The sequence below is a fragment of the Escherichia sp. MOD1-EC5950 genome, from assembly GCF_002965345.1.
Taxonomy (GTDB): Bacteria; Pseudomonadota; Gammaproteobacteria; order Enterobacterales; family Enterobacteriaceae; genus Escherichia; species Escherichia marmotae.
The window spans coordinates 14,177-36,817 of the sequence record NZ_PTSR01000015.1 but is presented as its reverse complement, the minus strand read 5'-3'; the positions used below and the strand labels follow the sequence as shown (position 1 = coordinate 36,817).

23 protein-coding genes and 3 pseudogenes are annotated in these 22,641 nt (G+C 51.1%); 12 read left to right on the top strand and 14 right to left on the bottom strand.

Annotated elements, in window-relative coordinates; genetic code table 11:
- Window positions 1-67 precede the first annotated feature (67 nt).
- From ilvB to uhpT, 6 genes are all read left to right on the top strand, one after another.
- Entirely contained in the window at window positions 68-1,756 is a 1,689-nt protein-coding gene (gene ilvB / locus BEA93_RS15195; RefSeq protein WP_105224713.1) for an acetolactate synthase large subunit, read from the top strand.
- Window positions 1,757-1,759: 3 nt separating this feature from the next.
- Window positions 1,760-2,050 (top strand): acetolactate synthase small subunit, encoded by a 291-nt coding sequence (gene ilvN / locus BEA93_RS15190; protein WP_001181706.1) that lies wholly within the window; start codon window positions 1,760-1,762, stop codon window positions 2,048-2,050.
- Window positions 2,051-2,122: 72 nt separating this feature from the next.
- Window positions 2,123-2,713 (top strand): transcriptional regulator UhpA, encoded by a 591-nt coding sequence (uhpA, locus tag BEA93_RS15185; RefSeq protein WP_000633662.1) that lies wholly within the window; start codon window positions 2,123-2,125, stop codon window positions 2,711-2,713.
- Window positions 2,713-4,221 carry a signal transduction histidine-protein kinase/phosphatase UhpB gene (uhpB, locus tag BEA93_RS15180; protein WP_001517438.1) on the top strand — a complete coding sequence of 503 codons (1,509 nt, stop codon included), beginning with the start codon at window positions 2,713-2,715 and terminating at the stop codon, window positions 4,219-4,221. The genes uhpA and uhpB overlap by 1 nt, the downstream gene beginning before the upstream one ends.
- A gap of 9 nt (window positions 4,222-4,230) precedes the next feature.
- Window positions 4,231-5,550 carry an MFS transporter family glucose-6-phosphate receptor UhpC gene (uhpC, locus tag BEA93_RS15175; protein ID WP_001517439.1) on the top strand — a complete coding sequence of 440 codons (1,320 nt, stop codon included), beginning with the start codon at window positions 4,231-4,233 and terminating at the stop codon, window positions 5,548-5,550.
- Window positions 5,551-5,687: 137 nt separating this feature from the next.
- Window positions 5,688-7,079 (top strand): hexose-6-phosphate:phosphate antiporter, encoded by a 1,392-nt coding sequence (uhpT, locus tag BEA93_RS15170; RefSeq protein ID WP_000879190.1) that lies wholly within the window; start codon window positions 5,688-5,690, stop codon window positions 7,077-7,079.
- Between the two features lie 42 nt (window positions 7,080-7,121).
- Here uhpT and adeD read toward each other — a convergent pair whose 3' ends face one another.
- Entirely contained in the window at window positions 7,122-8,888 is a 1,767-nt protein-coding gene (adeD, locus tag BEA93_RS15165) for an adenine deaminase (protein ID WP_016262715.1), read from the bottom strand.
- A gap of 174 nt (window positions 8,889-9,062) precedes the next feature.
- Between adeD and adeQ the strand changes: the two genes are divergently transcribed.
- The 3 genes from adeQ to nepI all read left to right on the top strand — a co-directional run bounded on the left by adeQ (window position 9,063) and on the right by nepI (window position 12,312).
- Window positions 9,063-10,397, top strand: coding sequence for an adenine permease AdeQ (adeQ, locus tag BEA93_RS15160; RefSeq protein WP_010377843.1), 1,335 nt, complete (start codon window positions 9,063-9,065; stop codon window positions 10,395-10,397).
- Between the two features lie 52 nt (window positions 10,398-10,449).
- Window positions 10,450-10,902, top strand: a complete 453-nt coding sequence (locus tag BEA93_RS15155) for a DUF1198 domain-containing protein (protein ID WP_105224712.1) — start codon at window positions 10,450-10,452, stop codon at window positions 10,900-10,902.
- Window positions 10,903-11,121: 219 nt separating this feature from the next.
- Complete coding sequence (nepI, locus tag BEA93_RS15145) at window positions 11,122-12,312, top strand: purine ribonucleoside efflux pump NepI (RefSeq protein ID WP_105224711.1); 1,191 nt, start codon at window positions 11,122-11,124, stop codon at window positions 12,310-12,312.
- Window positions 12,313-12,353: 41 nt separating this feature from the next.
- Here the strand turns inward: nepI and yicS are convergent, their stop codons facing one another.
- Complete coding sequence (yicS, locus tag BEA93_RS15140) at window positions 12,354-12,647, bottom strand: protein YicS (protein WP_000843473.1); 294 nt, start codon at window positions 12,645-12,647, stop codon at window positions 12,354-12,356.
- Between the two features lie 220 nt (window positions 12,648-12,867).
- Between yicS and nlpA the strand changes: the two genes are divergently transcribed.
- Window positions 12,868-13,686 carry a lipoprotein NlpA gene (gene nlpA / locus BEA93_RS15135; protein WP_000779416.1) on the top strand — a complete coding sequence of 273 codons (819 nt, stop codon included), beginning with the start codon at window positions 12,868-12,870 and terminating at the stop codon, window positions 13,684-13,686.
- Between the two features lie 3 nt (window positions 13,687-13,689).
- Here the strand turns inward: nlpA and BEA93_RS15130 are convergent.
- Window positions 13,690-14,614, bottom strand: a pseudogene (locus tag BEA93_RS15130) (carboxylate/amino acid/amine transporter).
- Between the two features lie 201 nt (window positions 14,615-14,815).
- Here BEA93_RS15130 and fliB point away from each other — a divergent pair.
- The gene (gene fliB / locus BEA93_RS15120) at window positions 14,816-16,030 is read left to right on the top strand and encodes a flagellin lysine-N-methylase (RefSeq protein WP_105224710.1); all 1,215 of its coding nucleotides are present in this window, start codon (window positions 14,816-14,818) and stop codon (window positions 16,028-16,030) included.
- Between the two features lie 413 nt (window positions 16,031-16,443).
- Here fliB and BEA93_RS15110 read toward each other — a convergent pair whose 3' ends face one another.
- The 11 genes and pseudogenes from BEA93_RS15110 to BEA93_RS15060 form a co-directional block, all read right to left on the bottom strand.
- Window positions 16,444-17,481, bottom strand: coding sequence for a virulence RhuM family protein (locus BEA93_RS15110; protein WP_001280590.1), 1,038 nt, complete (start codon window positions 17,479-17,481; stop codon window positions 16,444-16,446).
- A gap of 73 nt (window positions 17,482-17,554) precedes the next feature.
- Window positions 17,555-17,659, bottom strand: a pseudogene (locus tag BEA93_RS15105) (DUF4942 domain-containing protein); the annotation flags it as partial.
- 344 nt (window positions 17,660-18,003) lie between these two features.
- Window positions 18,004-18,846, bottom strand: a complete 843-nt coding sequence (locus tag BEA93_RS15100) for a DUF4942 domain-containing protein (protein WP_100616724.1) — start codon at window positions 18,844-18,846, stop codon at window positions 18,004-18,006.
- Between the two features lie 84 nt (window positions 18,847-18,930).
- A complete protein-coding gene (locus tag BEA93_RS15095) occupies window positions 18,931-19,128 on the bottom strand; it encodes a DUF957 domain-containing protein (protein ID WP_087891818.1) in 198 nt (65 codons plus the stop codon).
- Between the two features lie 48 nt (window positions 19,129-19,176).
- A pseudogene (locus BEA93_RS15090) lies at window positions 19,177-19,353 on the bottom strand (DUF5983 family protein); the annotation flags it as partial.
- A complete protein-coding gene (locus BEA93_RS15085) occupies window positions 19,350-19,727 on the bottom strand; it encodes a TA system toxin CbtA family protein (RefSeq protein WP_105224709.1) in 378 nt (125 codons plus the stop codon). The pseudogene BEA93_RS15090 and the gene BEA93_RS15085, both read right to left, overlap by 4 nt.
- Window positions 19,728-19,816: 89 nt before the next feature.
- Window positions 19,817-20,185, bottom strand: a complete 369-nt coding sequence (locus BEA93_RS15080) for a type IV toxin-antitoxin system YeeU family antitoxin (RefSeq protein WP_105224708.1) — start codon at window positions 20,183-20,185, stop codon at window positions 19,817-19,819.
- Between the two features lie 15 nt (window positions 20,186-20,200).
- On the bottom strand, window positions 20,201-20,848 hold the full coding sequence (locus tag BEA93_RS15075) for an antitoxin of toxin-antitoxin stability system (RefSeq protein WP_105224707.1): 648 nt from the start codon (window positions 20,846-20,848) through the stop codon (window positions 20,201-20,203).
- Window positions 20,849-20,866: 18 nt separating this feature from the next.
- Complete coding sequence (locus BEA93_RS15070; protein WP_105224706.1) at window positions 20,867-21,088, bottom strand: DUF987 domain-containing protein; 222 nt, start codon at window positions 21,086-21,088, stop codon at window positions 20,867-20,869.
- Window positions 21,089-21,156: 68 nt separating this feature from the next.
- Window positions 21,157-21,633, bottom strand: coding sequence for a JAB domain-containing protein (locus BEA93_RS15065; RefSeq protein ID WP_123057415.1), 477 nt, complete (start codon window positions 21,631-21,633; stop codon window positions 21,157-21,159).
- Window positions 21,634-21,648: 15 nt separating this feature from the next.
- Window positions 21,649-22,122, bottom strand: coding sequence for an antirestriction protein (locus BEA93_RS15060; protein ID WP_000855078.1), 474 nt, complete (start codon window positions 22,120-22,122; stop codon window positions 21,649-21,651).
- Window positions 22,123-22,222: 100 nt separating this feature from the next.
- On the opposite strand from BEA93_RS15060, the gene BEA93_RS25455 reads away from it, so the two are divergent.
- Window positions 22,223-22,468, top strand: coding sequence for a hypothetical protein (locus BEA93_RS25455; RefSeq protein ID WP_157942461.1), 246 nt, complete (start codon window positions 22,223-22,225; stop codon window positions 22,466-22,468).
- Window positions 22,469-22,641: the final 173 nt, after the last annotated feature.

The window sequence follows — 22,641 nt, the reverse complement described above, 5'->3', positions numbered from 1 at the left end:
GCAAACCGGGCGGGGTTTTTCGTTTAAGCACCCCCGGAAAGTCGGCCCAGAAGAAAAGGACTGGAGCATGGCAAGTTCGGGCACAACATCGACACGTAAGCGCTTTACTGGCGCAGAATTTATCGTTTATTTCCTGGAACAACAGGGCATTAAGGTTGTGACGGGGATCCCTGGTGGCTCAATTCTCCCTGTCTATGACGCCTTAAGCCAAAGTACACAAATCCGCCATATTCTGGCCCGTCACGAACAAGGAGCGGGATTTATCGCCCAGGGGATGGCGCGCACCGACGGAAAACCAGCGGTTTGCATGGCCTGCAGTGGGCCGGGAGCGACTAATCTGGTGACTGCCATTGCCGATGCGAGGCTGGACTCCATTCCGCTGATTTGCATCACCGGTCAGGTTCCGGCCTCAATGATTGGCACCGACGCCTTCCAGGAAGTCGATACCTACGGCATCTCTATCCCCATCACCAAACATAACTATCTGGTCAGACATATCGAAGAACTTCCGCAGGTCATGAGCGATGCCTTTCGCATTGCGCAATCAGGCCGCCCTGGCCCGGTGTGGATAGACATTCCTAAGGATGTGCAAACAGCGGTTTTTGAGATTGAAGAACAACCTGCTCCGGTAGAAAAAGCCGCCGCGCCTGCCTTTAGTGAAGAGAGCATTCGTGACGCGGCAGCGATGATTAACGCAGCCAAACGCCCGGTGCTTTATCTGGGAGGCGGTGTGATCAACGCGCCTGCGCGGGTGCGTGAACTGGCAGAGAAAGCGCAACTGCCCACCACCATGACCTTAATGGCGCTAGGCATGTTGCCAAAAGCGCATCCGCTGTCGCTGGGTATGCTGGGAATGCACGGTGTACGCAGCACCAACTTTATCTTGCAGGAGGCGGATCTGCTGATTGTGCTCGGTGCACGTTTTGATGATCGGGCGATAGGCAAAACCGAGGAGTTCTGCCCGAACGCGAAAATCATTCATGTTGATATCGACCGCGCAGAGCTGGGCAAAGTTAAGCAAGCGCACGTGGCGATTCAGGCGGATGTTGATGATGTGTTGGCGCAATTAATCCCACAGGTGGAAGTCCAACCGCGTACAGAGTGGCACCAACAGGTGGCTGATTTACAACGCGAATTCCCGTGCCCTATCCCGAAAGCATGCGATCCGTTAACGCATTACGGCCTGATCAACGCCGTTGCCGCCTGTGTGGATGACAACGCGATTATCACGACCGATGTTGGTCAGCACCAGATGTGGACCGCACAAGCGTATCCGCTCAATCGTCCTCGTCAGTGGCTGACCTCCGGTGGGCTGGGAACCATGGGCTTTGGCCTGCCAGCGGCGATTGGCGCGGCGCTGGCAAACCCGGCTCGCAAAGTTTTATGTTTCTCCGGTGACGGCAGTCTGATGATGAATATTCAGGAGATGGCCACCGCCAGCGAAAACCAACTGGATGTCAAAATCATTCTGATGAACAACGAAGCGTTAGGGTTGGTGCATCAGCAGCAAAGCCTGTTCTACAAGCAGGGCGTTTTTGCCGCCACCTATCCGGGCAAAATCAACTTTATGCAAATAGCCGCCGGATTCGGCCTCGAAACCTGTGATTTGAATAACGAAGCCGATCCGCAGGCCGCGTTGCAGGAAATTATTAATCGCCCTGGCCCGGCGCTGATCCACGTGCGCATTGATGCCGAAGAAAAAGTTTACCCGATGGTGCCGCCAGGTGCGGCGAATACTGAAATGGTGGGGGAATAAACCATGCAAAACACAACTCATGACAACGTGATTCTGGAACTCACCGTTCGCAACCATCCGGGCGTAATGACCCACGTTTGTGGGCTTTTTGCCCGCCGCGCCTTTAACGTCGAGGGTATTCTCTGCCTGCCGATTCAGGACAGCGACAAAAGCCATATTTGGCTACTGGTTAATGATGACCAGCGGCTGGAGCAGATGATAAGCCAAATCGACAAACTGGAAGATGTGGTCAAAGTGCAGCGTAATCAGTCTGACCCGACCATGTTTAACAAGATTGCAGTGTTCTTTCAGTAACCGCTCAAGGCTTGAACAGCGGCGCGCTTATCGTTAAGGTAAGCGCGTTTTTTTACCCGCCAGGACAAGACCATGATCACCGTTGCCCTTATAGACGATCACCTTATCGTCCGCTCCGGCTTTGCGCAGTTGCTGGGGCTGGAACCTGATTTGCAGGTAGTTGCTGAGTTTGGCTCGGGGCGCGAGGCGCTGGCCGGATTGCCTGGGCGCGGTGTGCAGGTGTGTATTTGCGACATCTCAATGCCGGATATTTCGGGGCTGGAGTTGCTAAGTCTGCTACCAAAAGGGATGGCGACAATTATGCTCTCCGTTCATGACAGTCCGGCGCTGGTTGAACAGGCGCTTAATGCGGGCGCGCGCGGTTTTCTCTCCAAACGTTGTAGCCCGGACGAACTGATCGCCGCCGTGCATACAGTTGCCACGGGCGGCTGTTATCTGACGCCGGACATCGCCATTAAGCTGGCATCCGGCCGCCAGGATCCACTGACCAAACGTGAACGTCAGGTGGCGGAAAAGCTGGCGCAAGGGATGGCAGTAAAAGAGATCGCCGCTGAACTGGGGTTGTCGCCTAAAACGGTGCACGTACATCGCGCTAATCTGATGGAAAAACTGGGCGTCAGTAACGACGTTGAACTGGCTCGCCGCATGTTTGATGGCTGGTGATGAAGACGTTTTTTTCCCGCTTAATTACCGTTATAGCCTGCTTTTTTATTTTCTCTGCCGCGTGGTTTTGCCTGTGGAGTATCAGCCTGCATTTGGTTGAACGCCCGGAGCTGGCTGTGCTGCTGTTCCCGTTTGGCTTGCGGCTGGGACTGATGTTGCAATGCCCGCGCGGATACTGGCCCGTATTGCTGGGCGCGGAATGGTTGCTGATTTACTGGTTGATGCAGGCGGTTGGGTTAACGCATTTTCCGTTATTGATGATCGGTAGTTTACTGACGTTACTGCCCGTGGCGTTGATTTCTCGCTATCGCCATCAGCGTGACTGGCGCACGTTGCTGTTACAAGGAGCAGCGTTGACGGCGGCAGCGTTGTTACAGTCACTGCCCTGGCTTTGGCACAGGTATGGAAACGAGTCGTGGAACGCGCTGTTATTGACCTTAACTGGCGGTCTGACGCTGGCTCCTGTTTGTCTCGTGTTCTGGCATTACCTGGCGAATAACACCTGGCTACCGCTGGGGCCGTCGCTGGTTTCTCAGCCGATAAACTGGCGTGGACGCCATCTGGTCTGGTACTTGCTGCTGTTTGTTATCAGTCTCTGGCTGCAACTGGGGCTGCCGAACGAACTGTCGCGCTTTACGCCATTCTGCCTGGCGCTGCCGATTATTGCCCTGGCCTGGCACTATGGCTGGCAAGGAGCGCTGATTGCGACGCTGATGAACGCCATTGCGTTGATTGCCAGCCAGACATGGCATGATCATCCGGTGGATTTATTGCTCTCGCTGCTGGTGCAAAGCCTTACAGGCTTGTTGCTTGGTGCAGGTATTCAGCGACTGCGCGAGCTTAACCAGTCGCTGCAAAAGGAACTGGCGCGCAATCAGCATCTTGCCGAACGTTTGCTGGAAACCGAAGAGAGCGTGCGCCGCGACGTAGCGCGTGAACTGCACGATGATATCGGCCAGACCATCACCGCTATTCGCACCCAGGCGGGCATTGTTCAGCGATTGGCAGCGGATAACGCCAGTGTGAAGCAGAGTGGGCAGCTAATCGAACAACTGTCGCTGGGCGTTTACGACGCGGTGCGCCGCTTGTTAGGGCGGTTACGCCCACGTCAGTTGGATGACCTCACTCTTGAGCAGGCCATCCGTTCACTGATGCGAGAAATGGAACTGGAGGGGCGCGGTATTATCAGTCATCTCGAATGGCGGATAGATGAATCGGCGTTAAGTGAAAACCAGCGAGTAACGCTGTTTCGTGTCTGCCAGGAAGGGCTGAACAACATTGTGAAACATGCCGATGCCAGTGCGGTCACGCTGCAAGGCTGGCAGCAGGATGAGCGGTTAATGCTGGTGATTGAAGACGATGGTAGCGGTTTGCCGCCAGACTCAGGGCAACACGGTTTTGGCCTCACCGGAATGCGTGAGCGTGTAACGGCGCTGGGCGGCACCTTAACCATCTCCTGTCTGCACGGCACACGCGTCAGTGTCTCTCTCCCCCAACGTTATGTCTAAGGCTTGATGATGTTGCAGTTTCTGAAAGCGCCTGCCGACGCGCCGCTGATGAGTGATAAACGTGAAATTGATGCCTGCTACCGCTACTGGCGTCGGCATATTTTGTTGACCATCTGGTTAGGTTATGCGCTGTTTTATTTCACGCGTAAAAGTTTTAACGCCGCTATGCCGGAAATCCTTGCTACCGGCGTGCTAAGTCGTAGCGATATTGGCCTGTTAGCAACCCTGTTTTATATCACCTACGGTTTGTCGAAGTTTGTCTCCGGCATTGTCAGCGACCGCTCAAATGCGCGTTATTTTATGGGGATTGGGCTTATCGCGACTGGCATCATCAACATTCTGTTTGGATTTTCCACTTCGCTATGGGCGTTTGCCGTGCTCTGGGTGTTGAACGCCTTTTTCCAGGGCTGGGGGTCGCCGGTTTGTGCGCGTCTGTTAACTGCCTGGTATTCACGTACCGAGCGTGGCGGTTGGTGGGCGCTGTGGAATACGGCACATAACGTTGGCGGTGCGTTGATCCCCATCGTGATGGCGGCAGTTGCGCTGCATTATAGCTGGCGTATCGGGATGATGATTGCCGGAAGTTTAGCCATTATAGTGGGGGTTTTTCTCTGCTGGCGGCTACGCGACCGCCCGCAGGCGTTAGGTTTACCGGCGGTCGGAGAATGGCGGCACGACGCACTGGAGGTAGCCCAGCAACAGGAAGGGGCGGGGTTGACACGTAAAGAGATCCTCACCAAATATGTGTTGCTGAATCCATACATCTGGCTGCTTTCGTTCTGCTACGTGCTGGTTTACGTGGTTCGTGCAGCGATTAACGACTGGGGCAACTTGTACATGTCCGAGACGCTGGGCGTCGATTTGGTGACGGCGAATACCGCGGTAACCATGTTTGAACTGGGCGGATTTATCGGTGCGCTGGTTGCAGGCTGGGGATCGGACAAACTGTTTAACGGTAACCGTGGGCCGATGAATTTGATATTCGCCGCGGGGATTTTGCTTTCTGTCGGCTCGCTGTGGCTGATGCCGTTTGCCAGTTACGTGATGCAGGCGACCTGCTTTTTCACCATTGGCTTTTTTGTTTTTGGCCCGCAGATGTTAATCGGCATGGCAGCGGCAGAGTGTTCTCACAAAGAGGCGGCAGGGGCAGCGACGGGGTTTGTCGGCTTGTTTGCTTATCTTGGGGCATCGCTCGCCGGTTGGCCGCTGGCGAAAGTGCTCGATACCTGGCACTGGAGCGGTTTTTTTGTGGTTATCGCTATCGCCGCCGGGATTTCGGCGCTGCTGTTACTGCCCTTTTTGAATGCTCAGGCACCACGCGAAGCGTGATGCATCTCACCTTTTTACTTCATATCCGGCAAAACTAAGAAATTTTCCTGGTTTTGCCTGGACGCTATCCCAGGCCTGATTTGCTGCTGATTTTTACAATGAATACCTCACGCAGGTATTCATTTCAGGAGTAACCCATGCTGGCTTTCCTCAACCAGGTTCGCAAGCCGACTCTGGATCTTCCGCTCGAAGTGCGGCGCAAAATGTGGTTCAAACCGTTCATGCAATCCTACCTGGTGGTCTTTATTGGCTACCTGACGATGTACCTGATTCGTAAGAACTTTAACATTGCGCAGAACGACATGATCTCCACCTACGGGCTGAGCATGACGCAGTTGGGGATGATAGGACTGGGCTTCTCCATCACCTATGGCGTGGGTAAAACGCTGGTTTCCTATTACGCTGACGGCAAAAATACTAAGCAGTTCCTGCCATTCATGCTGATCCTTTCAGCTATTTGTATGCTGGGGTTCAGCGCCAGTATGGGCAGCGGCTCGGTTAGCCTGTTCCTGATGATTGCTTTCTACGCCTTAAGCGGCTTTTTCCAGAGCACCGGCGGTTCGTGCAGTTACTCCACCATCACCAAATGGACGCCGCGTCGTAAGCGCGGGACGTTCCTCGGTTTCTGGAACATTTCCCACAACCTCGGCGGCGCGGGTGCGGCGGGTGTGGCGCTGTTCGGCGCAAATTACCTGTTCGATGGCCACGTGATTGGCATGTTTATTTTCCCGTCGATTATTGCACTGATTGTCGGTTTTATCGGTCTGCGTTACGGAAGTGACTCCCCTGAAGCTTATGGTCTTGGCAAAGCCGAAGAACTGTTCGGTGAAGAGATCAGCGAAGAGGACAAAGAGACGGAATCCACGGATATGACCAAGTGGCAGATCTTTGTCGAATATGTTTTGAAAAACAAAGTGATCTGGCTGCTGTGCTTCGCCAACATCTTCCTGTACGTGGTGCGTATTGGTATCGACCAGTGGTCAACCGTCTACGCTTTCCAGGAACTCAAACTCTCTAAAGCGGTAGCGATTCAGGGCTTTACGCTGTTTGAAGCAGGCGCACTGGTCGGTACGCTGCTGTGGGGCTGGCTCTCCGACCTGGCGAATGGTCGCCGTGGCCTGGTGGCCTGCATCGCGCTGGCACTGATTATCGCGACACTCGGTGTGTATCAGCACGCCAGCAATCAATACATCTACCTGGCTTCTCTCTTTGCATTAGGTTTCCTGGTATTTGGTCCGCAACTGTTGATTGGCGTGGCGGCTGTTGGCTTTGTACCGAAAAAAGCGATCGGCGCTGCCGACGGGATTAAAGGCACCTTCGCCTACCTGATTGGTGACAGCTTTGCCAAGTTAGGTCTGGGGATGATTGCCGATGGTACTCCGGTATTCGGCCTTACCGGCTGGGCTGGAACCTTCGCCGCGCTGGATATCGCCGCAATTGGCTGTATCTGCCTGATGGCGATAGTCGCGGTGATGGAAGAACGCAAAATCCGCCGCGAGAAAAAAATTCAGCAGTTGACAGTGGCATAAACGTAACTGGTGACTTTTGCCCGGCATGATGCCGGGCTTTTTTTATTCCGCGATCTCAAGCGTAGTGAAGGAAAACGTCTCGCCATCAAACAAACCCTGGCTGGTCAGTTTCAGCGCGGGGATCACTGGCAGGGAAAGAAATGCCATCTGAATAAACGGTTCATCCGGTAGTGGACCACATTCACGGGCGGCGACTTTCAATGCGTCAATTTGTTCCGCCAGTGACTGCGCTGTGTCGGTGCTCATCAGCCCGGCAATGGGCAACGGCAGGTGGCTCTGTACCTGACCGTTACGTACTACGCAAAGCCCACCGCCGTCCTGAATAACCTGATTCACCGCCAGCGCCATTTCTTCAGTGCTACGACCGATCACCACAATGTTATGGCTGTCATGGCTGACCGTCGCCGCCATCGCGCCTTCGTTCAGGCCAAAGCCGCCGAGCAAACCACAGGCCGGAGTCAGTCGTTGTCCGTAGCGCTCAAGCACGGCAATAAAGCACACATCATCGCGATCAAAACCGTTTTCGCTGTAAACGCAGGAGCGGGAGTGCGTAATCAGTTCGTTATGAATAACGTCAATGACACGATAGCGTTTTCCGGGAGTAAATTGCAGCGCAAAGTCGCTGGCGGAAACTGGCTGGCGGGCAATGGTATTGCCATACGGCGGGGCAGATTGCGCCAGTCTTACCGACTCTTGTGCCTGTAAGGTTTGTGCGTCAATCGGTTCGCCTTTCACCAGTACCTGTTGTACTGTGACCTTACGCGCGTCACTTAGCAGAACGATATCGGCCTGTTTGCCTGGTGCCAGTAAACCGAGATGATTAAGACCAAAATGACGCGCCGTCGACCAACTGGCTACACGATATGCCACATGCAGCGGCACATTGTGTTGTTCGATCAGGCGGCGGATTAAGGCGTCGATATGCCCTTCATGGGCAATTTCCCACGGGTTACGGTCATCGGTACAGAGCATGCATTGCGGGCTGTTAAATTCGTTGATCAACGGTGCCAGTGCATTGAGATTGCGGGCGGCGGACCCTTCGCGGATCATCAACGACATACCGAGTTGTAATTTCCGGCGACCTTCTTCCAGCAGATAACTTTCGTGGCAGTTTTCAATACCCGCAGCAATATAAGCGTTAAGTTCTTTACCACCCAAACCGGGACAGTGACCGTCCAGCGTCAGATGGCGAAACGCGTCCAGTTTATCGAGTAGCGCATTTTGGCCGCTAATCACGCCTGGATAGTCCATCATCTCGGCCAGACCGGTAACCTGCGGATGATCCCGCCAGGTGAGCATCTGTTCGAGGGTAAAACTGGCGCCGTTTACATCGCAGCCTTCCAGGGCGGGAACGCAAGAACTGACCTGCAAATACTGATTCTGCCTTGCCTGTTCAGCGCAGCGGGCAAACCAGGCGAATCCGGCTTCACCCATGACGTTGACGATTTCATGAGGGTCGCAAATGACGGTTGTCAGGCCACGCGGCAGGGTGGCGGTTTCAAAGGTGACTGGCGTCATCATGCTGGATTCAATATGCAGGTGAGCATCAATAAACCCCGGCACTGCCGTTGCGCCGTTAGCATCAATTCGATGCAAAGCCGGAGCGTCGGCGTATTCTGCGCCAACACCGGCAATGTAACGCCCTTTAATCACAATCGGGCCGGAAATTTCTCCGCCATTGATCAGATCCAGAATAGAGACATTATCAATAATATAATCGGCAACGGCTTCTCCACGGGATACGGCTAACAATTCCTGGTATTCGCCCCGACTAATGTGATGAAATTTATGGCTAATAGAATTATTCATGTTTTTCTCATTTTGATTTTATCAGTTTGATTATTATTTATCATAAAGAAACGTCGCGAGATTATTAAAGAATATCCATTAATGTGCAATTGAAATGTGATAATTATCACTGAACCGTTGTTGTCATTTGTTTTACAAAAGCAAGGAATTAAATCTCCTTCAATGGACAAAAAAATGAATAATGACAATACCGATTACGTGAGTAATGAATCAGGGACGCTTTCGCGATTATTTAAACTGCCGCAACATGGGACCACCGTCCGCACAGAATTGATTGCAGGGATGACCACTTTTTTAACCATGGTGTACATCGTTTTCGTTAACCCGCAAATTCTCGGTGCGGCGCAAATGGATCCGAAAGTGGTGTTTGTCACCACCTGTCTGATTGCCGGTATCGGCAGCATTGCGATGGGGATATTTGCTAACTTACCCGTAGCGCTGGCTCCAGCAATGGGGCTGAATGCCTTCTTTGCGTTTGTGGTGGTGGGGGCAATGGGCATCTCCTGGCAGACCGGTATGGGCGCTATATTCTGGGGCGCAATAGGGCTATTTTTGCTCACGCTTTTTCGTATACGTTACTGGATGATATCTAACATTCCGTTAAGTTTACGTATTGGTATCACCAGTGGCATCGGGTTATTTATTGCCTTAATGGGATTAAAAAACACCGGTGTTATTGTCGCCAATAAAGATACGCTGGTGATGATTGGTGATTTAAGTTCTCATGGTGTGTTGTTGGGTATTTTAGGTTTTTTTATTATAACCGTGTTGTCATCACGTAATTTTCACGCCGCGGTGTTGGTTTCTATTGTTGTTACTTCCTGCTGTGGATTATTTTTTGGTGATGTTCATTTTAGCGGCATCTATTCCATTCCACCTGATATTAGCGGTGTTATTGGTGAAGTTGATTTGAGCGGAGCATTGTCGCTTGAACTGGCCGGTATCATTTTCTCCTTTATGTTGATCAACCTATTTGATTCATCAGGAACATTAATTGGCGTAACTGATAAAGCTGGCTTAATAGATAGTCACGGTAAATTCCCGAATATGAATAAGGCGCTGTATGTCGATAGCGTCAGTTCGGTGGCTGGCGCGTTTATCGGCACCTCTTCTGTTACCGCCTATATTGAAAGTACTTCTGGTGTGGCGGTCGGTGGTCGCACGGGGCTGACTGCGGTAGTGGTCGGCGTTATGTTCCTGCTGGTTATGTTTTTCTCGCCGCTGGTGGCGATGGTTCCTCCTTACGCAACCGCCGGGGCGTTAATCTTTGTTGGTGTGTTGATGACTTCAAGTCTGGCGCGCGTTAACTGGGATGATTTTACCGAATCGGTGCCCGCATTTATTACCACGGTAATGATGCCTTTTACCTTTTCAATTACTGAAGGTATCGCGCTGGGCTTTATGTCGTACTGCATCATGAAAGTGTGCACCGGGCGCTGGCGCGATCTGAACCTGTGTGTGGTGGTGGTAGCGGCGCTATTTGCGTTGAAAATCATCCTGGTGGATTAGTATCTGATAAGTGTTTCCAGATATCATGAGTGCCGTTTACGCAGGAGAACTCATGATCTGGATAATGCTTGCCACGCTGGCGGTGGTGTTTGTGGTTGGTTTTCGGGTGCTGACATACGGGGCCAGAAAAGCGATTCGCCGCCTGAGCGATCGGCTGAATATTGATGTGGTGCCTGTCGAATCGATGGTCGATCAGATGGGAAAATTAGCCGGTGACGAATTTTTACGTTATCTGCATCGCCCGGATGAGTCGCACTTACAAAACGCCGCGCAGGTGTTGCTCATCTGGCAAATTGTCATTGTCGATGGCAGTGAACAGAACCTGCATCAGTGGCATCGAATTTTGCAAAAAGCCCGTCTCGCCGCACCCATTACCGATGCACAGGTGAGGCTGGCGCTGGGTTTTCTACGAGAGACAGAGCCTGAAATGCAGGAAATTACCGCTTTCCAGATGCGCTATAACGCGTTTTTTCAGCCTACTGAGGGCGTTCACTGGCTGCATTAAAACCGCTTTGCCTGATGCGACGCTGGCGCGTCTTATCAGGCCTACAGACCGAGTACGGATAAGGCGTTCACGCCGCATCCGGCAATCTTTGTCTTGTTCCGTTTCAATCTTACCCTTACCTCATGCGACACCGTAAAAGTTGCAAAAACGTTAAATGCATCACACATTTCAATGTTAAAGTGGTCGGCTTTTCCCCTGAAACATGCCTCGAGTAACACCATGAGTGAATTTATTACAGAAAACCGCGGCGCGGGTGCCATCAGCCGACCGAACTGGTCAGCCGTTTTCTCGGTGGCGTTTTGCGTCGCTTGCCTGATTATCGTTGAGTTTTTGCCTGTCAGTTTATTGACGCCAATGGCTCAGGATTTAGGTATTTCGGAAGGGGTTGCCGGACAATCGGTGACTGTTACCGCCTTTGTAGCGATGTTTGCCAGTTTGTTTATTACCCAGACAATTCAGGCCACTAACCGTCGCTACGTTGTTATTTTGTTTGCCGTTTTGCTGACGCTCTCTTGCTTGCTGGTTTCCTTTGCCAGTTCCTTCAGGATGTTGTTAATCGGCCGCGCTTGTCTGGGACTGGCGCTGGGTGGGTTCTGGGCAATGTCAGCGTCGCTGACCATGCGGCTGGTGCCGCCTCGAATGGTGCCGAAGGCTCTGTCGGTGATCTTCGGTGCCGTTTCTATCGCGCTGGTGATTGCCGCGCCGTTAGGCAGCTTTTTAGGCGAGCTTATCGGCTGGCGCAATGTCTTTAACGCGGCGGCAGTGATGGGCGTTCTGTGTATTTTCTGGATTATTAAATCATTGCCCTCACTGCCTGGCGAACCGTCACATCAGAAGCAAAATACCTTCCGCCTGTTGCAGCGTCCGGGGGTGATGGCCGGGATGATCGCTATCTTTATGTCCTTTGCGGGGCAATTCGCTTTCTTCACTTATATTCGCCCTGTGTATATGAATCTGGCGGGATTCGGCGTAGATGGCTTAACGCTGGTACTGCTGAGTTTTGGTCTCGCCAGCTTTGTCGGTACATCGCTTTCGTCGATCATTCTTAAACGTTCGGTAAAACTGGCCTTAGCGGGCGCACCGTTAGTGCTCGCCTTTAGCGCGCTGATACTGGTGTTGTGGGGAAGCGATAAAATTGTTGCTACCGGCGTGGCGATTATCTGGGGGCTGACCTTTGCTTTAATTCCCGTTGGCTGGTCAACGTGGATCACCCGCTCACTGGCTGATCAAGCAGAAAAAGCCGGGTCTATTCAGGTGGCCGTTATTCAGCTTGCCAATACCTGTGGCGCGGCAATCGGCGGTTATGCGTTGGATAACATTGGCCTGACTTCGCCGTTAATATTGTCCGGTACGTTGATGTTGCTTACCGCACTGTTGGTTACCGCAAAGGTGAAAATGAAGAAATCCTGATGTCAGGTTAAAGAGGCGTTAGTCAGAGGTCATTGCCACTCTTACATATCCGGGCATTCTACCCGACCCAACGCTTCCCAGTAGTTATTCTGATTATTACGCTCCATCGCCACGATGGCTTCGCGTATGTGTTGTTTATTGCCTTCATCTGACAACATTAACTTTTCCCATGCTTCATCTGACAATGAAGCCTGTGGGGTGCAAATTTTCCGCAAATCCTGCAATACCGTATTTTTCTCTTTTGCGGATTGTAATGAGCTAAAAGGTGACTCGGCGTATACGATATCTGGCACAGTAAAAACGGTGAAAATAAGCAGTAGTGTCGTTGATTTCATGGATTCAACCTCTTACAAATGCGCATCGAATAAATCATAAGTGTAGTTTGCTTTATTCGCTCTCATCATGCTGTACGAAACGCGCTTGTGTAGTCAGTAAGAAGTGCCAGACCTTATATGCCTCTTTTATTCCTTTTTATTCTTATCGATAGCGTTTCGTTTTTTAAACCGCAGCGACCTTACCGCTATAGTCAGGTAATCATTAATAAAAGGATAAAAAATGAAACTGACAACACATCATCTACGGACAGGGGCTGCATTATTACTGGCGGGGATCTTGCTGGCAGGCTGCGACCAGCAAAGCAGCGATACAAAACACATTAAAGTTGGCGTAATTAACGGTGCTGAACAGGATGTGGCGGAAGTCGCTAAAAAAGTGGCCAAAGAGAAGTATGGCCTTGAGGTTGAACTGGTAGGATTTAGTGGCTCATTGCTGCCTAATGATGCAACAAATCATGGTGAACTGGATGCCAACGTTTTCCAGCATCGCCCTTTCCTTGAACAGGATAATCAGGCTCATGGTTACAAGCTGGTGGCGGTGGGAAATACCTTTGTCTTCCCGATGGCTGGTTATTCGAAAAAAATCAAAACGGTCGATCAGCTAGAAGATGGGGCGACAGTAGCAATTCCGAATGATCCGACCAATCTGGGGCGTGCGCTGTTACTGCTGCAAAAAGAGAAACTGATCACCCTGCAAGAGGGAAAAGGTTTACTGCCAACGGCGCTGGATATTACCGGGAACCCGCGCCATTTGCAGATAATGGAGCTGGAAGGGGCACAATTACCGCGAGTGCTGGATGATCCGAAAGTGGATGTGGCAATTATCAGCACGACTTATATTCAGCAAACCGGGCTTTCCCCGGTGCATGACAGCGTTTTTATTGAAGATAAAAATTCGCCGTATGTGAATATTCTGGTGGCGCGGGCAGATAATAAGGATGCAGAAAATGTGAAGGAATTTTTGCAATCTTATCAATCACCGGAAGTGGCTAAAGCGGCAGAAACTATCTTTAACGGTGGCGCGGTGCCGGGCTGGTAATCATCAACCGTACCGCGCTGGATAGTTAAATTTTTCTGGCGCGGCGGCGGGAATCTACAGAAATTAATATTACTGATGAAAGAATCAATAGTGTCCCTAACCAGTCTGGTAATGTGAAGGTGATCCCCAGTAACAGCAAAGAAAGCAGCGCGCTACTTAACGGTTCTGCGCAACTCAAAATGCTGGCTTTCGGCCCGCCAATTAACTGTGCGCCCTTCAAATACAGACTAAAGGTCAGTGAAGTTCCAATTACCACCAGATAGAAAAACGCCAGGATCAGGCTGCCATTAACCACGAAATTTGTTCCTTGCCCGGCATAAAAAGGTAGCAGGATCAGACCACCAATGAGCATACTCCAGCCAACGACGGGCAGCGTGCCGTAACGGGCAATGAGCGTTGAGGGGTATGTTGTATAGAATGCGGCAGCGAAGGCTGAAGCTATCCCCCAGAACAGCGCGGCAGGAGAGATCGATAACGATGTCGGATTACCGTGGGTGACCAACAAAAAGGTGCCCACGAGAGAGGTCAAAATCGCGGTAAATACCAGAATGCCGGGGCGTGATTTACGTACTAGTGAGAACCAGGCCACGATAATCGTTGGTGATAAAAATTGCAGCACCGTTGCTGTAGCGGCATTGGATTTTTCGATGGTCAGTAAGAAAGTAAGCTGGACGGTCAGCGCGCCAACGATGGAAAAAATCAGCAGGCTGATGGCATCTTTATGATTTCTAATGATTGAGAAGACTTTATCGCCGTGGACAAATGAGAGTGTCAGCAGAATAAACCCGGCAAATATCAGTCGCGTCATGGTAAGAAACTGCGATGACATCTGGCTTTGCTCCATGATGTATTGTGCGCAGACCCCTGAACTCCCCCACAAAACGGCGGCAATTAGAACGTTCAGCATTCCCTTTCTGGTGGAACTCATATTTTCCTCTGCATACTGTTTTGTCGTTTATGTTGCAGGCATGATAGCAAAAATGGCGAGGATGGTTCTTCAGGTAAACCAGTCATTTGATGGGGCGACATTTATGAAACGGGTGAAATACTTGTTAAACCGTCAGATTATGACGTTATCATTTTGTTCTGACAGCGTGCTATTGTTCGCTTTTTAAACGCGAAGAATGTTATGCAAATCCATAAAGTAATAACCCCCGAGTTTGTGAAGAAGTTTTCCTGCGTCGGTCCCAACTGCCTGATTTCCTGCTGTCAGGGATGGAATATACACATCGACAAGAAAACCCATCATACTTACCTCAACGAACAACACCCGAAAATTGCCCAGTTGGCGAAAGAGAATCTATTACGGGTGCGAAATGGTAAAAGCCGCTATTCGATAATCAAACTGGACGCGCAGGGGCAGTGTCCGTTTCTCGATGAAAATAAACTCTGCCTGGTTCATCGCGATCTGGGAGAAGACGCGCTTTCAGAAACCTGTTCTACTTATCCACGTAACAAAAGGCACTACGCGGATACAACTCGCCATTCGATGGTGCTCTCATGTCCAGAAGTAGCCCGACTGGTATTGTTTGATGCCGACAGCATGTTAGTGCACGAACAGGATGAGCTGTTGGCGAAGGCGAAAACCCCCTTCACTGCCAGGCAGCCGGTTAATCAGATCCACCAGATTGTGCATCTCTTTGCCTGGCACCTCCTGCAGTCGCCATCGTTGAACGTTGAAGAGAATCTGATGGCGCTGGCACAGTTTATGGTTTACCTACAGCGTATTGAGTTCGATCTGCACCGCTATTTTGTGCAGGCTGAACAGTACCATCAGGAGTTATTAAGCGAGCTGGCGGCAGGTATTAGCCTGATGAGTCAATCAACGCCTACGGAGTCGGTGGGATTGAAGGTGCGTGCGCTGACGGTATTGGGTTCGCTTGTCGCGAATAAGAGCAGCAGGGATCGTATTATTGCTGATGCGCATCGAAAGATGGCAGTGTATTTAGACGTAGCAAACAGCCCGGATAAGCAGGTTCTGGCTGACAAGTTTGCAGTTCTGGACAAGCAGTGGCAGCAGCTTTGCCAGGAATCTATCCTCAGCGCTCCGCATGTATTGCGCAATTTACTGACCTACAAAATTTACCACAGCCATTTTCCTGAGGATGATTTCTCAACGGTTATGCGCCAGGTTTACCGTTTGATCCTCGACTATTTCTACACAAAGCATTTGCTGAGTGTGATATCGCTGGAAGTCACTCCAGATGAGGCAACGGTGCTGAAGATTGTGGCGAGCCTTGCTGAGAAAACCTTGCATTCGCCAATTATCAATCAGCGGATGGATAAAGCGATCGACATGATCAATACCGGGGACGATCTCTCCTGCTTGCTGTTGATTTGTTGAAAAACAGGCGCAGTAGTAAGCCAGAAATCCCAGGGAATGCCAGCTTCAGCTCCCGTTGTTTTATCAGCGCAGGTAAAGCCAGGTCGATATGAAGCAGCATCGGGGAACAGGATTTCCCGGTGATTGCGGCCAGATCAGTCAGGTAAGATACCCCCAATGACCCCCCAAAAATAACGTGCCGCAGGTTGAAGTCGGTTGACCTCAGGATACAAATAAAACCTGGTATATAAGGAAATAGAAGAGGTTTTGTGAATGTCGGGAGAGTTCAGAAGAGGCAAATTGGCGGAAGATTATCGGGGTCGTATTTGATGGTTAATTTATTGATTTAATATTCATATTTTGAATTGGATAAATGAGTAACCCCCATAAGTATCCCCAAATGGTTTTGCATATGGAGTTGGGGGCATTCTGAGCTACTTTTTCGACTCTTTATTCCACTGTAGCAAAGCGGCAATATCCTTCTCGCCTTCGGCCTCTTTTAAGCACCGTTGTTGTTTGGCAAACTGAACATACTCCGTCTGCGCTTTTTCATCGGCCATTTTCTTACTGATTTTACCCGCGCCGTGTAGAACCTCACGGTCATTAAATTGCAGGAACTGATCCAGCTTATCCTGCCAGTCGCGCAAAAAGACCTGCTGACGACGACGGGCCTGATCCTCGGCAAAGTCCAGCCACATGTTAACCACGCGATTAAGCTCGCTGACTTCATCCTGGGTGAGATAATTTTTTGCCACCGTCACGTCGCTCTTACGCACCTCTTCACCTTTATAGCTGGTCAGCCCCATATGCGGCTGGCTGGCATCGGCACGCAGATGAATGAGTTCAGCAGCGGTATGCCCGGTACAGGCAAAATGCAGTTTGTTCTGGATGGTTTGAAAAAATTGCGTGGTTTCTTTTAACGAAGGCTGATAGTCAGCAGCTAATGCAAAGATCTCCCGCACCCGCAAATATACCCGGCGCTCGCTGGCGCGAATATCGCGGATACGTTCGAGCATCTCATCAAAATAGTCGGGCACAACCGATGAACCGACAGGGGGATTCTTCAGTCGCTCATCGTCCATCACAAAACCTTTGATCAGGTATTCCTGAAGCGTCTGCGTTGCCCACTGACGGAATTGAGTGCCGCGAGGCGAGCGAACGCGATAGCCAACAGCGAGTATTACAGGCAGGCTGTAATGTAGCTTGTTGCGACTTACCTGGCGGTTACCTTCCTGTTGAACTTGTAAGTAAGACTTACAGGTTGCGTTTTGGTCAAGTTCGCCTTCTTCATAGATCGCTTTAATGTGCTGCGTGACGGCCTGAGGAGTGATCTGATAAAGGTTTGCGATGGTTGCCTGAGGGAGCCAGAGTGTTTCTTGTTCAAAGCGACATTCAACACGCACTTCTCCGTCACCGCTGGCAAACATAATAAATTCGCCTTCTGGGGACTGGGTTAAGTCTTTGTCTGACATGCCGCCTCCGTTAGAATCAAATCCGCAATGCTATAACTCACGTAGTATGCCAGAGAACCGCATATGAACAGTGTTATTTTGCTGATAACGCTGACGGATAGTGCTTCGCCACCATGTCATTCATCTTACCCACCAGATCCAGCCGCTTGAATGTGATATGCCCACTGCCTTTCTGGTAATCGAGTGCCATGACATCCTCCGGCTTTTGACGAATCCATCATCCAGGGGGATGTGCGCCAGTAACTAACCTGATACCCCAAAAATAACGCTATTCAGGACGGGTCACAGGATACAAATAAAGCCAGGTATATAAGGAAATAGAAGAGGTTTTGTGAATGTCGGGAGAGTTCAGAAGAGGCAAATTGGCGGAAGATCACAGGAGTCGAATATGAGTGTTAATGTTTTGATTTTAAATGATTAATCTGTGTTGGATAAATGAGTAACCCCCATAAGAACCCCCAAATGACTTTGCGTAAGGGAATGAAGCTAAAATACACAATCGAATCAATTCTTAGAGCTTTATTATGAAGGTAACACTCCCGGATAGTGTTTCGCAATAATATCATTCAGCCTGTCAACCAGTTCTGGTTTCCTGAACGTGATGTGCGCGGAGCCTTTCTTAAAGTATCTGATGCTGAACATCTCATCTTCATAGCACTCTTTACCCTGAACAGACCGGATGTGATCATCCAGATGAATGGTGATGTTTTCCCGGTTGTCGGGGATCGGTTTACCGCTGAACAGGTGCAACATTCTTTCCAGATCGGCGAGTCGGTCAGCCTGTTGCCCGGTGATAAGATGAAATCCCCACCGATCCCACCTTACCAGGTTGTTAATGATAATTTTACTGCCAAATTTACAGGGGCAATTAGTTTTGTAATTCCAGCTCAGTCCCCTGAAGACGTTGATCACCCCTCGCTCAAACACTTCATCTTTGTTCTGATGCAGTTGTTTAAATGTGCTCAGAATGTTCGCTTCGCTGATTTCCGGAAAATTATCGTATTCCAGTGACCGGTACCATGTCTCACGGGCCTGCGCATCCATTAATGACAGCATCCCGGAACGTTGCATCAGGTCACGCCAGATTTCGCGATCGAGATTGCGGGTGATAGCTTTCATTGCCGTTTCAGGTTTTTCCATCAGCCAGCAACCGCAGCGAAAATCCTGTTTCATCGCCCAGTCCAGTACGGTTTTACCGCCAATACTTTCTGTCATTGCTGAGATTTCTGCCAGTTGCCGGGTAAGTGTGTCGATTTGCAGCAGCGTACTCTTTCGTACAGCCAGAATGTGGCGGATACTGGTTGAGCAGATAACGTCCGTATGCCCGTTGACCACTTCCGGACGGGGGGCTGTGATTTCAGACATAATCGATATTCCTTTTTGCAGATAAATGAAAACGCCAGCCCTGTTCAGGCTGGCGTCAGTGGAATGAAGTCTGGTGAGTAAGACTCACCGGTTCTGTTGCAGAAGCTGCAGTTGGCGCAGGGTACGGATATCCTCCCTGGCCTGTTCAATACAGGGCAACAGTGCTGCCGAATCCGTTTTATCCTCATCGTTGTCAAATATAATTTCCGATTCGCAGTCAATATTGTCCTGCAGCCACGCAATGAGGATATCCAGCGCTGTTTCAGTGGTTAATGGCATCACGCTCTGTATCACTGTATTGTCTTCCGGCAACTGATGAGGGCTGGCAGAAGTTGCCGGTGTTTCGGTAGCGTCACGTTCATCCACCACGCGGAGTGAATAACCGTTTTCAGCGACTTTGTTAATCAGTTCAGCGAGCTTAATACCATCGACGTCAACGACAATGCGCCCCATGTTAAGCGCCTGCACGTTAACGCTGTCTGCCTCCAGCGTCAGGGCCAGTTTCATTGTTTCGCCCCCGGATGTTTACCCAGGGTAATGTTATTTACCGTTCTGTAGTTGTCGCGTGTCATCAGGCCGGTTGCCCGGCGGGCCCGGAGGATATCGATGTTGTTTATTAACTGAGAGTGGGTACAGGTGCTGAATCCCGGCTGGTCGGTACGTACCAGCGCGTATTTTTCAACGAGAAAGTTCACCGCATCACACAGTGAAATGCCAGCTTCAATATGCTGCTCAATCACACGTTCATCGGCGAACGGTGTGTCATTCAGCGTGAGGCCGTAGTGCTGGTCCAGCAGTCGGGTGAGTAGTGTCTGCCAGACGGTGACGGGAGACGGGCAGCGCGATGCCTTCCGTACGTGTGTATCGGGTAATGTTTTCATACTGAAGGTTTTCCTGATATGCAGAGATGAGAAATGGGAAAGTGGTGCGGTGAAAGCACCTGGCCGGAGCAGAAGGTTATTCTGATTATTTACTTTTTCGTTTCGGGCGTTGGATAAACAGCCATATAAACGTAGCCACAACTGCCGAGGGTGTCGGCTTCGCAGGTCAGCCCTTTTGCATACAGCGTGACGGTATGCTGATGGCGGGGATTCAGTTCACCGCTGGTGAGCATGAGTTCCAGTTGTTTCATCAGCAGCGGAAAAGCCTGGTCCAGATGGTACGCATCCGCGTCGCTGAACCGGCCTCTGATACCGGCACGGTCTGTAAGGTAATGCAACCGGTTACCCTCCTGCACCAGACGTGCCCCGAAACAGGGCGTCACGGAGCAGGGGAGTCCCCACCAGATGCGGTCGTTATGGTCGTCGGGATAATTTGTCTCATGGAGTTTGTCTGACACGATAAAGTCCTCAGGTCAGCCGGCGCGCAGACCGGCTTCGGTGAAGGTGTATTCGTTGATGAGAAGGGCCTCATCAACAGCGGCATCAGAGGTCAGCCTGTTGTACTCGTTTTCCAGCTGACGGTACAACCAGAAGGCCAGGTCGCGCAGGGCTTCGCTGACAGCGGCTTCCGCATCGGCTGTCATAGCCTGACCAGTCGGACTGTTCCGGGTGACGGTGATATCCATGCTGTACGGATGGCAGTAACGTCCCCGGTGACTGATTTCAGCCTGTAACTGCCAGAAGTTACGCTTCTGTACCGCCTGCAGGGCATCCGCGATACGATGAAGCTCACGGTCCTGAGGGGCATATTCCCTGATTTTCCGGGGTGTCGCTGGCTGCCAGTGCCAGCGCCCTTCAAAACAGGCTCCGTCCCCCTGGCTGCAGAATCCGCTGAACCAGATGCACGGCTCTTCCATAAACCTGCCGTTGCTGAGCCGGAAAACGCGCTGGCGGAGGTCAATTCCGAAAATGCCACAGACCTCCCTGAAGTCCTCATACACGTTTTCATACCAGTTGCTGTCAGAATGGTGCACACGGTACCAGTCGCGGGCTTTTTCCCGTGCAGAAGGGCAGGAAAGTTCATCCAGCGTATACACTGTGGTGGTGATAATGCTGCTCATCAGAATCCCCTTTCTGACTCAGTTCAGAGTGACGCTCATCAACCGGACATACGGGCCAAAACTGTCCTTACGGCGTTCTGCAAACACGGCCAGCACACCGGGAATATCCTGCACTTCACGACCGGTATGCGCTTCAGCGCTGCCGTGCCAGCGGTACTTACCGGTACAGAACGGAAAAAGACGGGATGCAGGATGCTGTTGGTGAATACGCATGGCTTCACCACGGGTGATAATTTTCATGATGGGATACCTCTGAAGACAGAAGATAAAAGTGAAAACAAGTGTGATGTAGTTGTGACGGTGACGGGTTAAAGCAGACCGTGTTCGGCAAAGGAGAAAACCTGGCTGCCACCGACTATCAGATGGTCCGGCACCCGGATATCCACCAGGCCCAGTGCCTGTACCAGACGTTCCGTGATAAGGCGGTCTGCCTTGCTGGGTGTGACTTCACCGGACGGGTGATTGTGCACCAGCACCACGGCAGCGGCATTGTGGTACAGGGCGCGTTTAATCACTTCCCGGGGATGGACTTCCGTGCGGTTGATGGTGCCGGTGAAGAGGGTTTCACCGGCAATCAGCTGATTCTGGTTATTCAGATACAGCCCCCGGAATTCTTCACGCTCCAGTCCCGCCATGTTCAGAATCAGCCATTCCCGTGCCGCACGGGTGGAGGTGAAGGCCACGCCGGGTTCATGAAGATGGCGGTCCAGGGTTTTCAGGGCCCGCAGAATGAGACTGCGCTCGCCGGGCGTCATCTCTCCGGGCAGAAAGGAAAGCTGCTGCATTGTCCCTGCCTCCATTCAGTCGATGATGCGCATAATGGCGCTGCATTCCGGATGCTGCAGGGCGTAATCCCGCAGCCGGTAATAGTGGACCGTCATGGCATAATTCTCTGTACGACAGGCGTGATGACTGTACGCCATCAGACAGGCGGCAATGCCGGCAGCTTCCGGACTCATTTCAGCGCGGTTACCGTTCATGGCATTGAACAGTACCCATGTTTCGTCATCATCGTCATCCGGTTCGGGGGCCATAAATGCGCCACCGTTGTTCAGGGTGTACAGATTCCAGATACCACCGCAGTAGTCTTCGCAAAGACGGTCCATCCAGCCGAAGATACGGGGCTCCAGGGTCACCCACTGTGGAATGAGGCCAAAGTGCTGCGGCCAGAAACTGATACGTTGTTCATCAGGGACGAGGCTGGCAACCAGTTGTTGCAGGTCAGTCTCCGGTGCTGAGACCGAAGAGGTGGTGTTCTGAGACAATGTTTTCATATGTGAAATCCTTGTAGTGTGAATAAATGCGAGGAAGTAAAGGTCGGGTGGCTGATAACATCACGTTCATCACTGACCGTGAGACCCGGTAATATCAGGGATGAATGATATTCGGCTGAAATTCCGGACAGCCGTACGCGTAACCGTTCCGGTCACAGACGGATGGCCTGATGCCATTGCCTGTACTCAGTCTGCACAGACTGATTTCTCCGGGACGGTAAAGCAGACGGGTATACCAGGCGCACAGGTCATCATCAGAAATGGAACGACATCCCGGCAGCGCCTTCAGGGACAGGCTGCATCAGCGCAGGCTCTCCAGCAGCGTTTCCGCCATCACCCACTGTGATGGTTCATGATAAATACGAAAAGAATAATACGGGATTAGGCTGATAAAGTCGGGAATAGATTGGAGTGAAAAATCTTTTGTATCAGCAGTTTGTTAGCGCAAAGATATGTGTTGGTAAACTTATCCCTTCATTTTTGTGAAACACGAAAAAATGAAATGATTACGTGCTTGTT

Coding starts and splice junctions, on each gene's coding strand:
- BEA93_RS15110 (WP_001280590.1), bottom strand. CDS start 17,481: ATGTCAGACAAAGACTTAACCCAGTCCCCAGAAGGCGAATTTATTATG.
- uhpT (WP_000879190.1), top strand. CDS start 5,688: ATGCTGGCTTTCCTCAACCAGGTTCGCAAGCCGACTCTGGATCTTCCG.
- BEA93_RS15060 (WP_000855078.1), bottom strand. CDS start 22,122: ATGAAAACATTGTCTCAGAACACCACCTCTTCGGTCTCAGCACCGGAG.
- adeD (WP_016262715.1), bottom strand. CDS start 8,888: ATGAATAATTCTATTAGCCATAAATTTCATCACATTAGTCGGGGCGAA.
- fliB (WP_105224710.1), top strand. CDS start 14,816: ATGCAAATCCATAAAGTAATAACCCCCGAGTTTGTGAAGAAGTTTTCC.
- BEA93_RS15085 (WP_105224709.1), bottom strand. CDS start 19,727: ATGAAAACATTACCCGATACACACGTACGGAAGGCATCGCGCTGCCCG.
- BEA93_RS15100 (WP_100616724.1), bottom strand. CDS start 18,846: ATGTCTGAAATCACAGCCCCCCGTCCGGAAGTGGTCAACGGGCATACG.
- BEA93_RS15070 (WP_105224706.1), bottom strand. CDS start 21,088: ATGAAAATTATCACCCGTGGTGAAGCCATGCGTATTCACCAACAGCAT.
- adeQ (WP_010377843.1), top strand. CDS start 9,063: ATGAATAATGACAATACCGATTACGTGAGTAATGAATCAGGGACGCTT.
- BEA93_RS25455 (WP_157942461.1), top strand. CDS start 22,223: ATGAATGATATTCGGCTGAAATTCCGGACAGCCGTACGCGTAACCGTT.
- BEA93_RS15075 (WP_105224707.1), bottom strand. CDS start 20,848: ATGAGCAGCATTATCACCACCACAGTGTATACGCTGGATGAACTTTCC.
- uhpA (WP_000633662.1), top strand. CDS start 2,123: ATGATCACCGTTGCCCTTATAGACGATCACCTTATCGTCCGCTCCGGC.
- uhpB (WP_001517438.1), top strand. CDS start 2,713: ATGAAGACGTTTTTTTCCCGCTTAATTACCGTTATAGCCTGCTTTTTT.
- BEA93_RS15155 (WP_105224712.1), top strand. CDS start 10,450: ATGATCTGGATAATGCTTGCCACGCTGGCGGTGGTGTTTGTGGTTGGT.
- ilvB (WP_105224713.1), top strand. CDS start 68: ATGGCAAGTTCGGGCACAACATCGACACGTAAGCGCTTTACTGGCGCA.
- nepI (WP_105224711.1), top strand. CDS start 11,122: ATGAGTGAATTTATTACAGAAAACCGCGGCGCGGGTGCCATCAGCCGA.
- ilvN (WP_001181706.1), top strand. CDS start 1,760: ATGCAAAACACAACTCATGACAACGTGATTCTGGAACTCACCGTTCGC.
- yicS (WP_000843473.1), bottom strand. CDS start 12,647: ATGAAATCAACGACACTACTGCTTATTTTCACCGTTTTTACTGTGCCA.
- BEA93_RS15065 (WP_123057415.1), bottom strand. CDS start 21,633: ATGCAGCAGCTTTCCTTTCTGCCCGGAGAGATGACGCCCGGCGAGCGC.
- uhpC (WP_001517439.1), top strand. CDS start 4,231: ATGTTGCAGTTTCTGAAAGCGCCTGCCGACGCGCCGCTGATGAGTGAT.
- nlpA (WP_000779416.1), top strand. CDS start 12,868: ATGAAACTGACAACACATCATCTACGGACAGGGGCTGCATTATTACTG.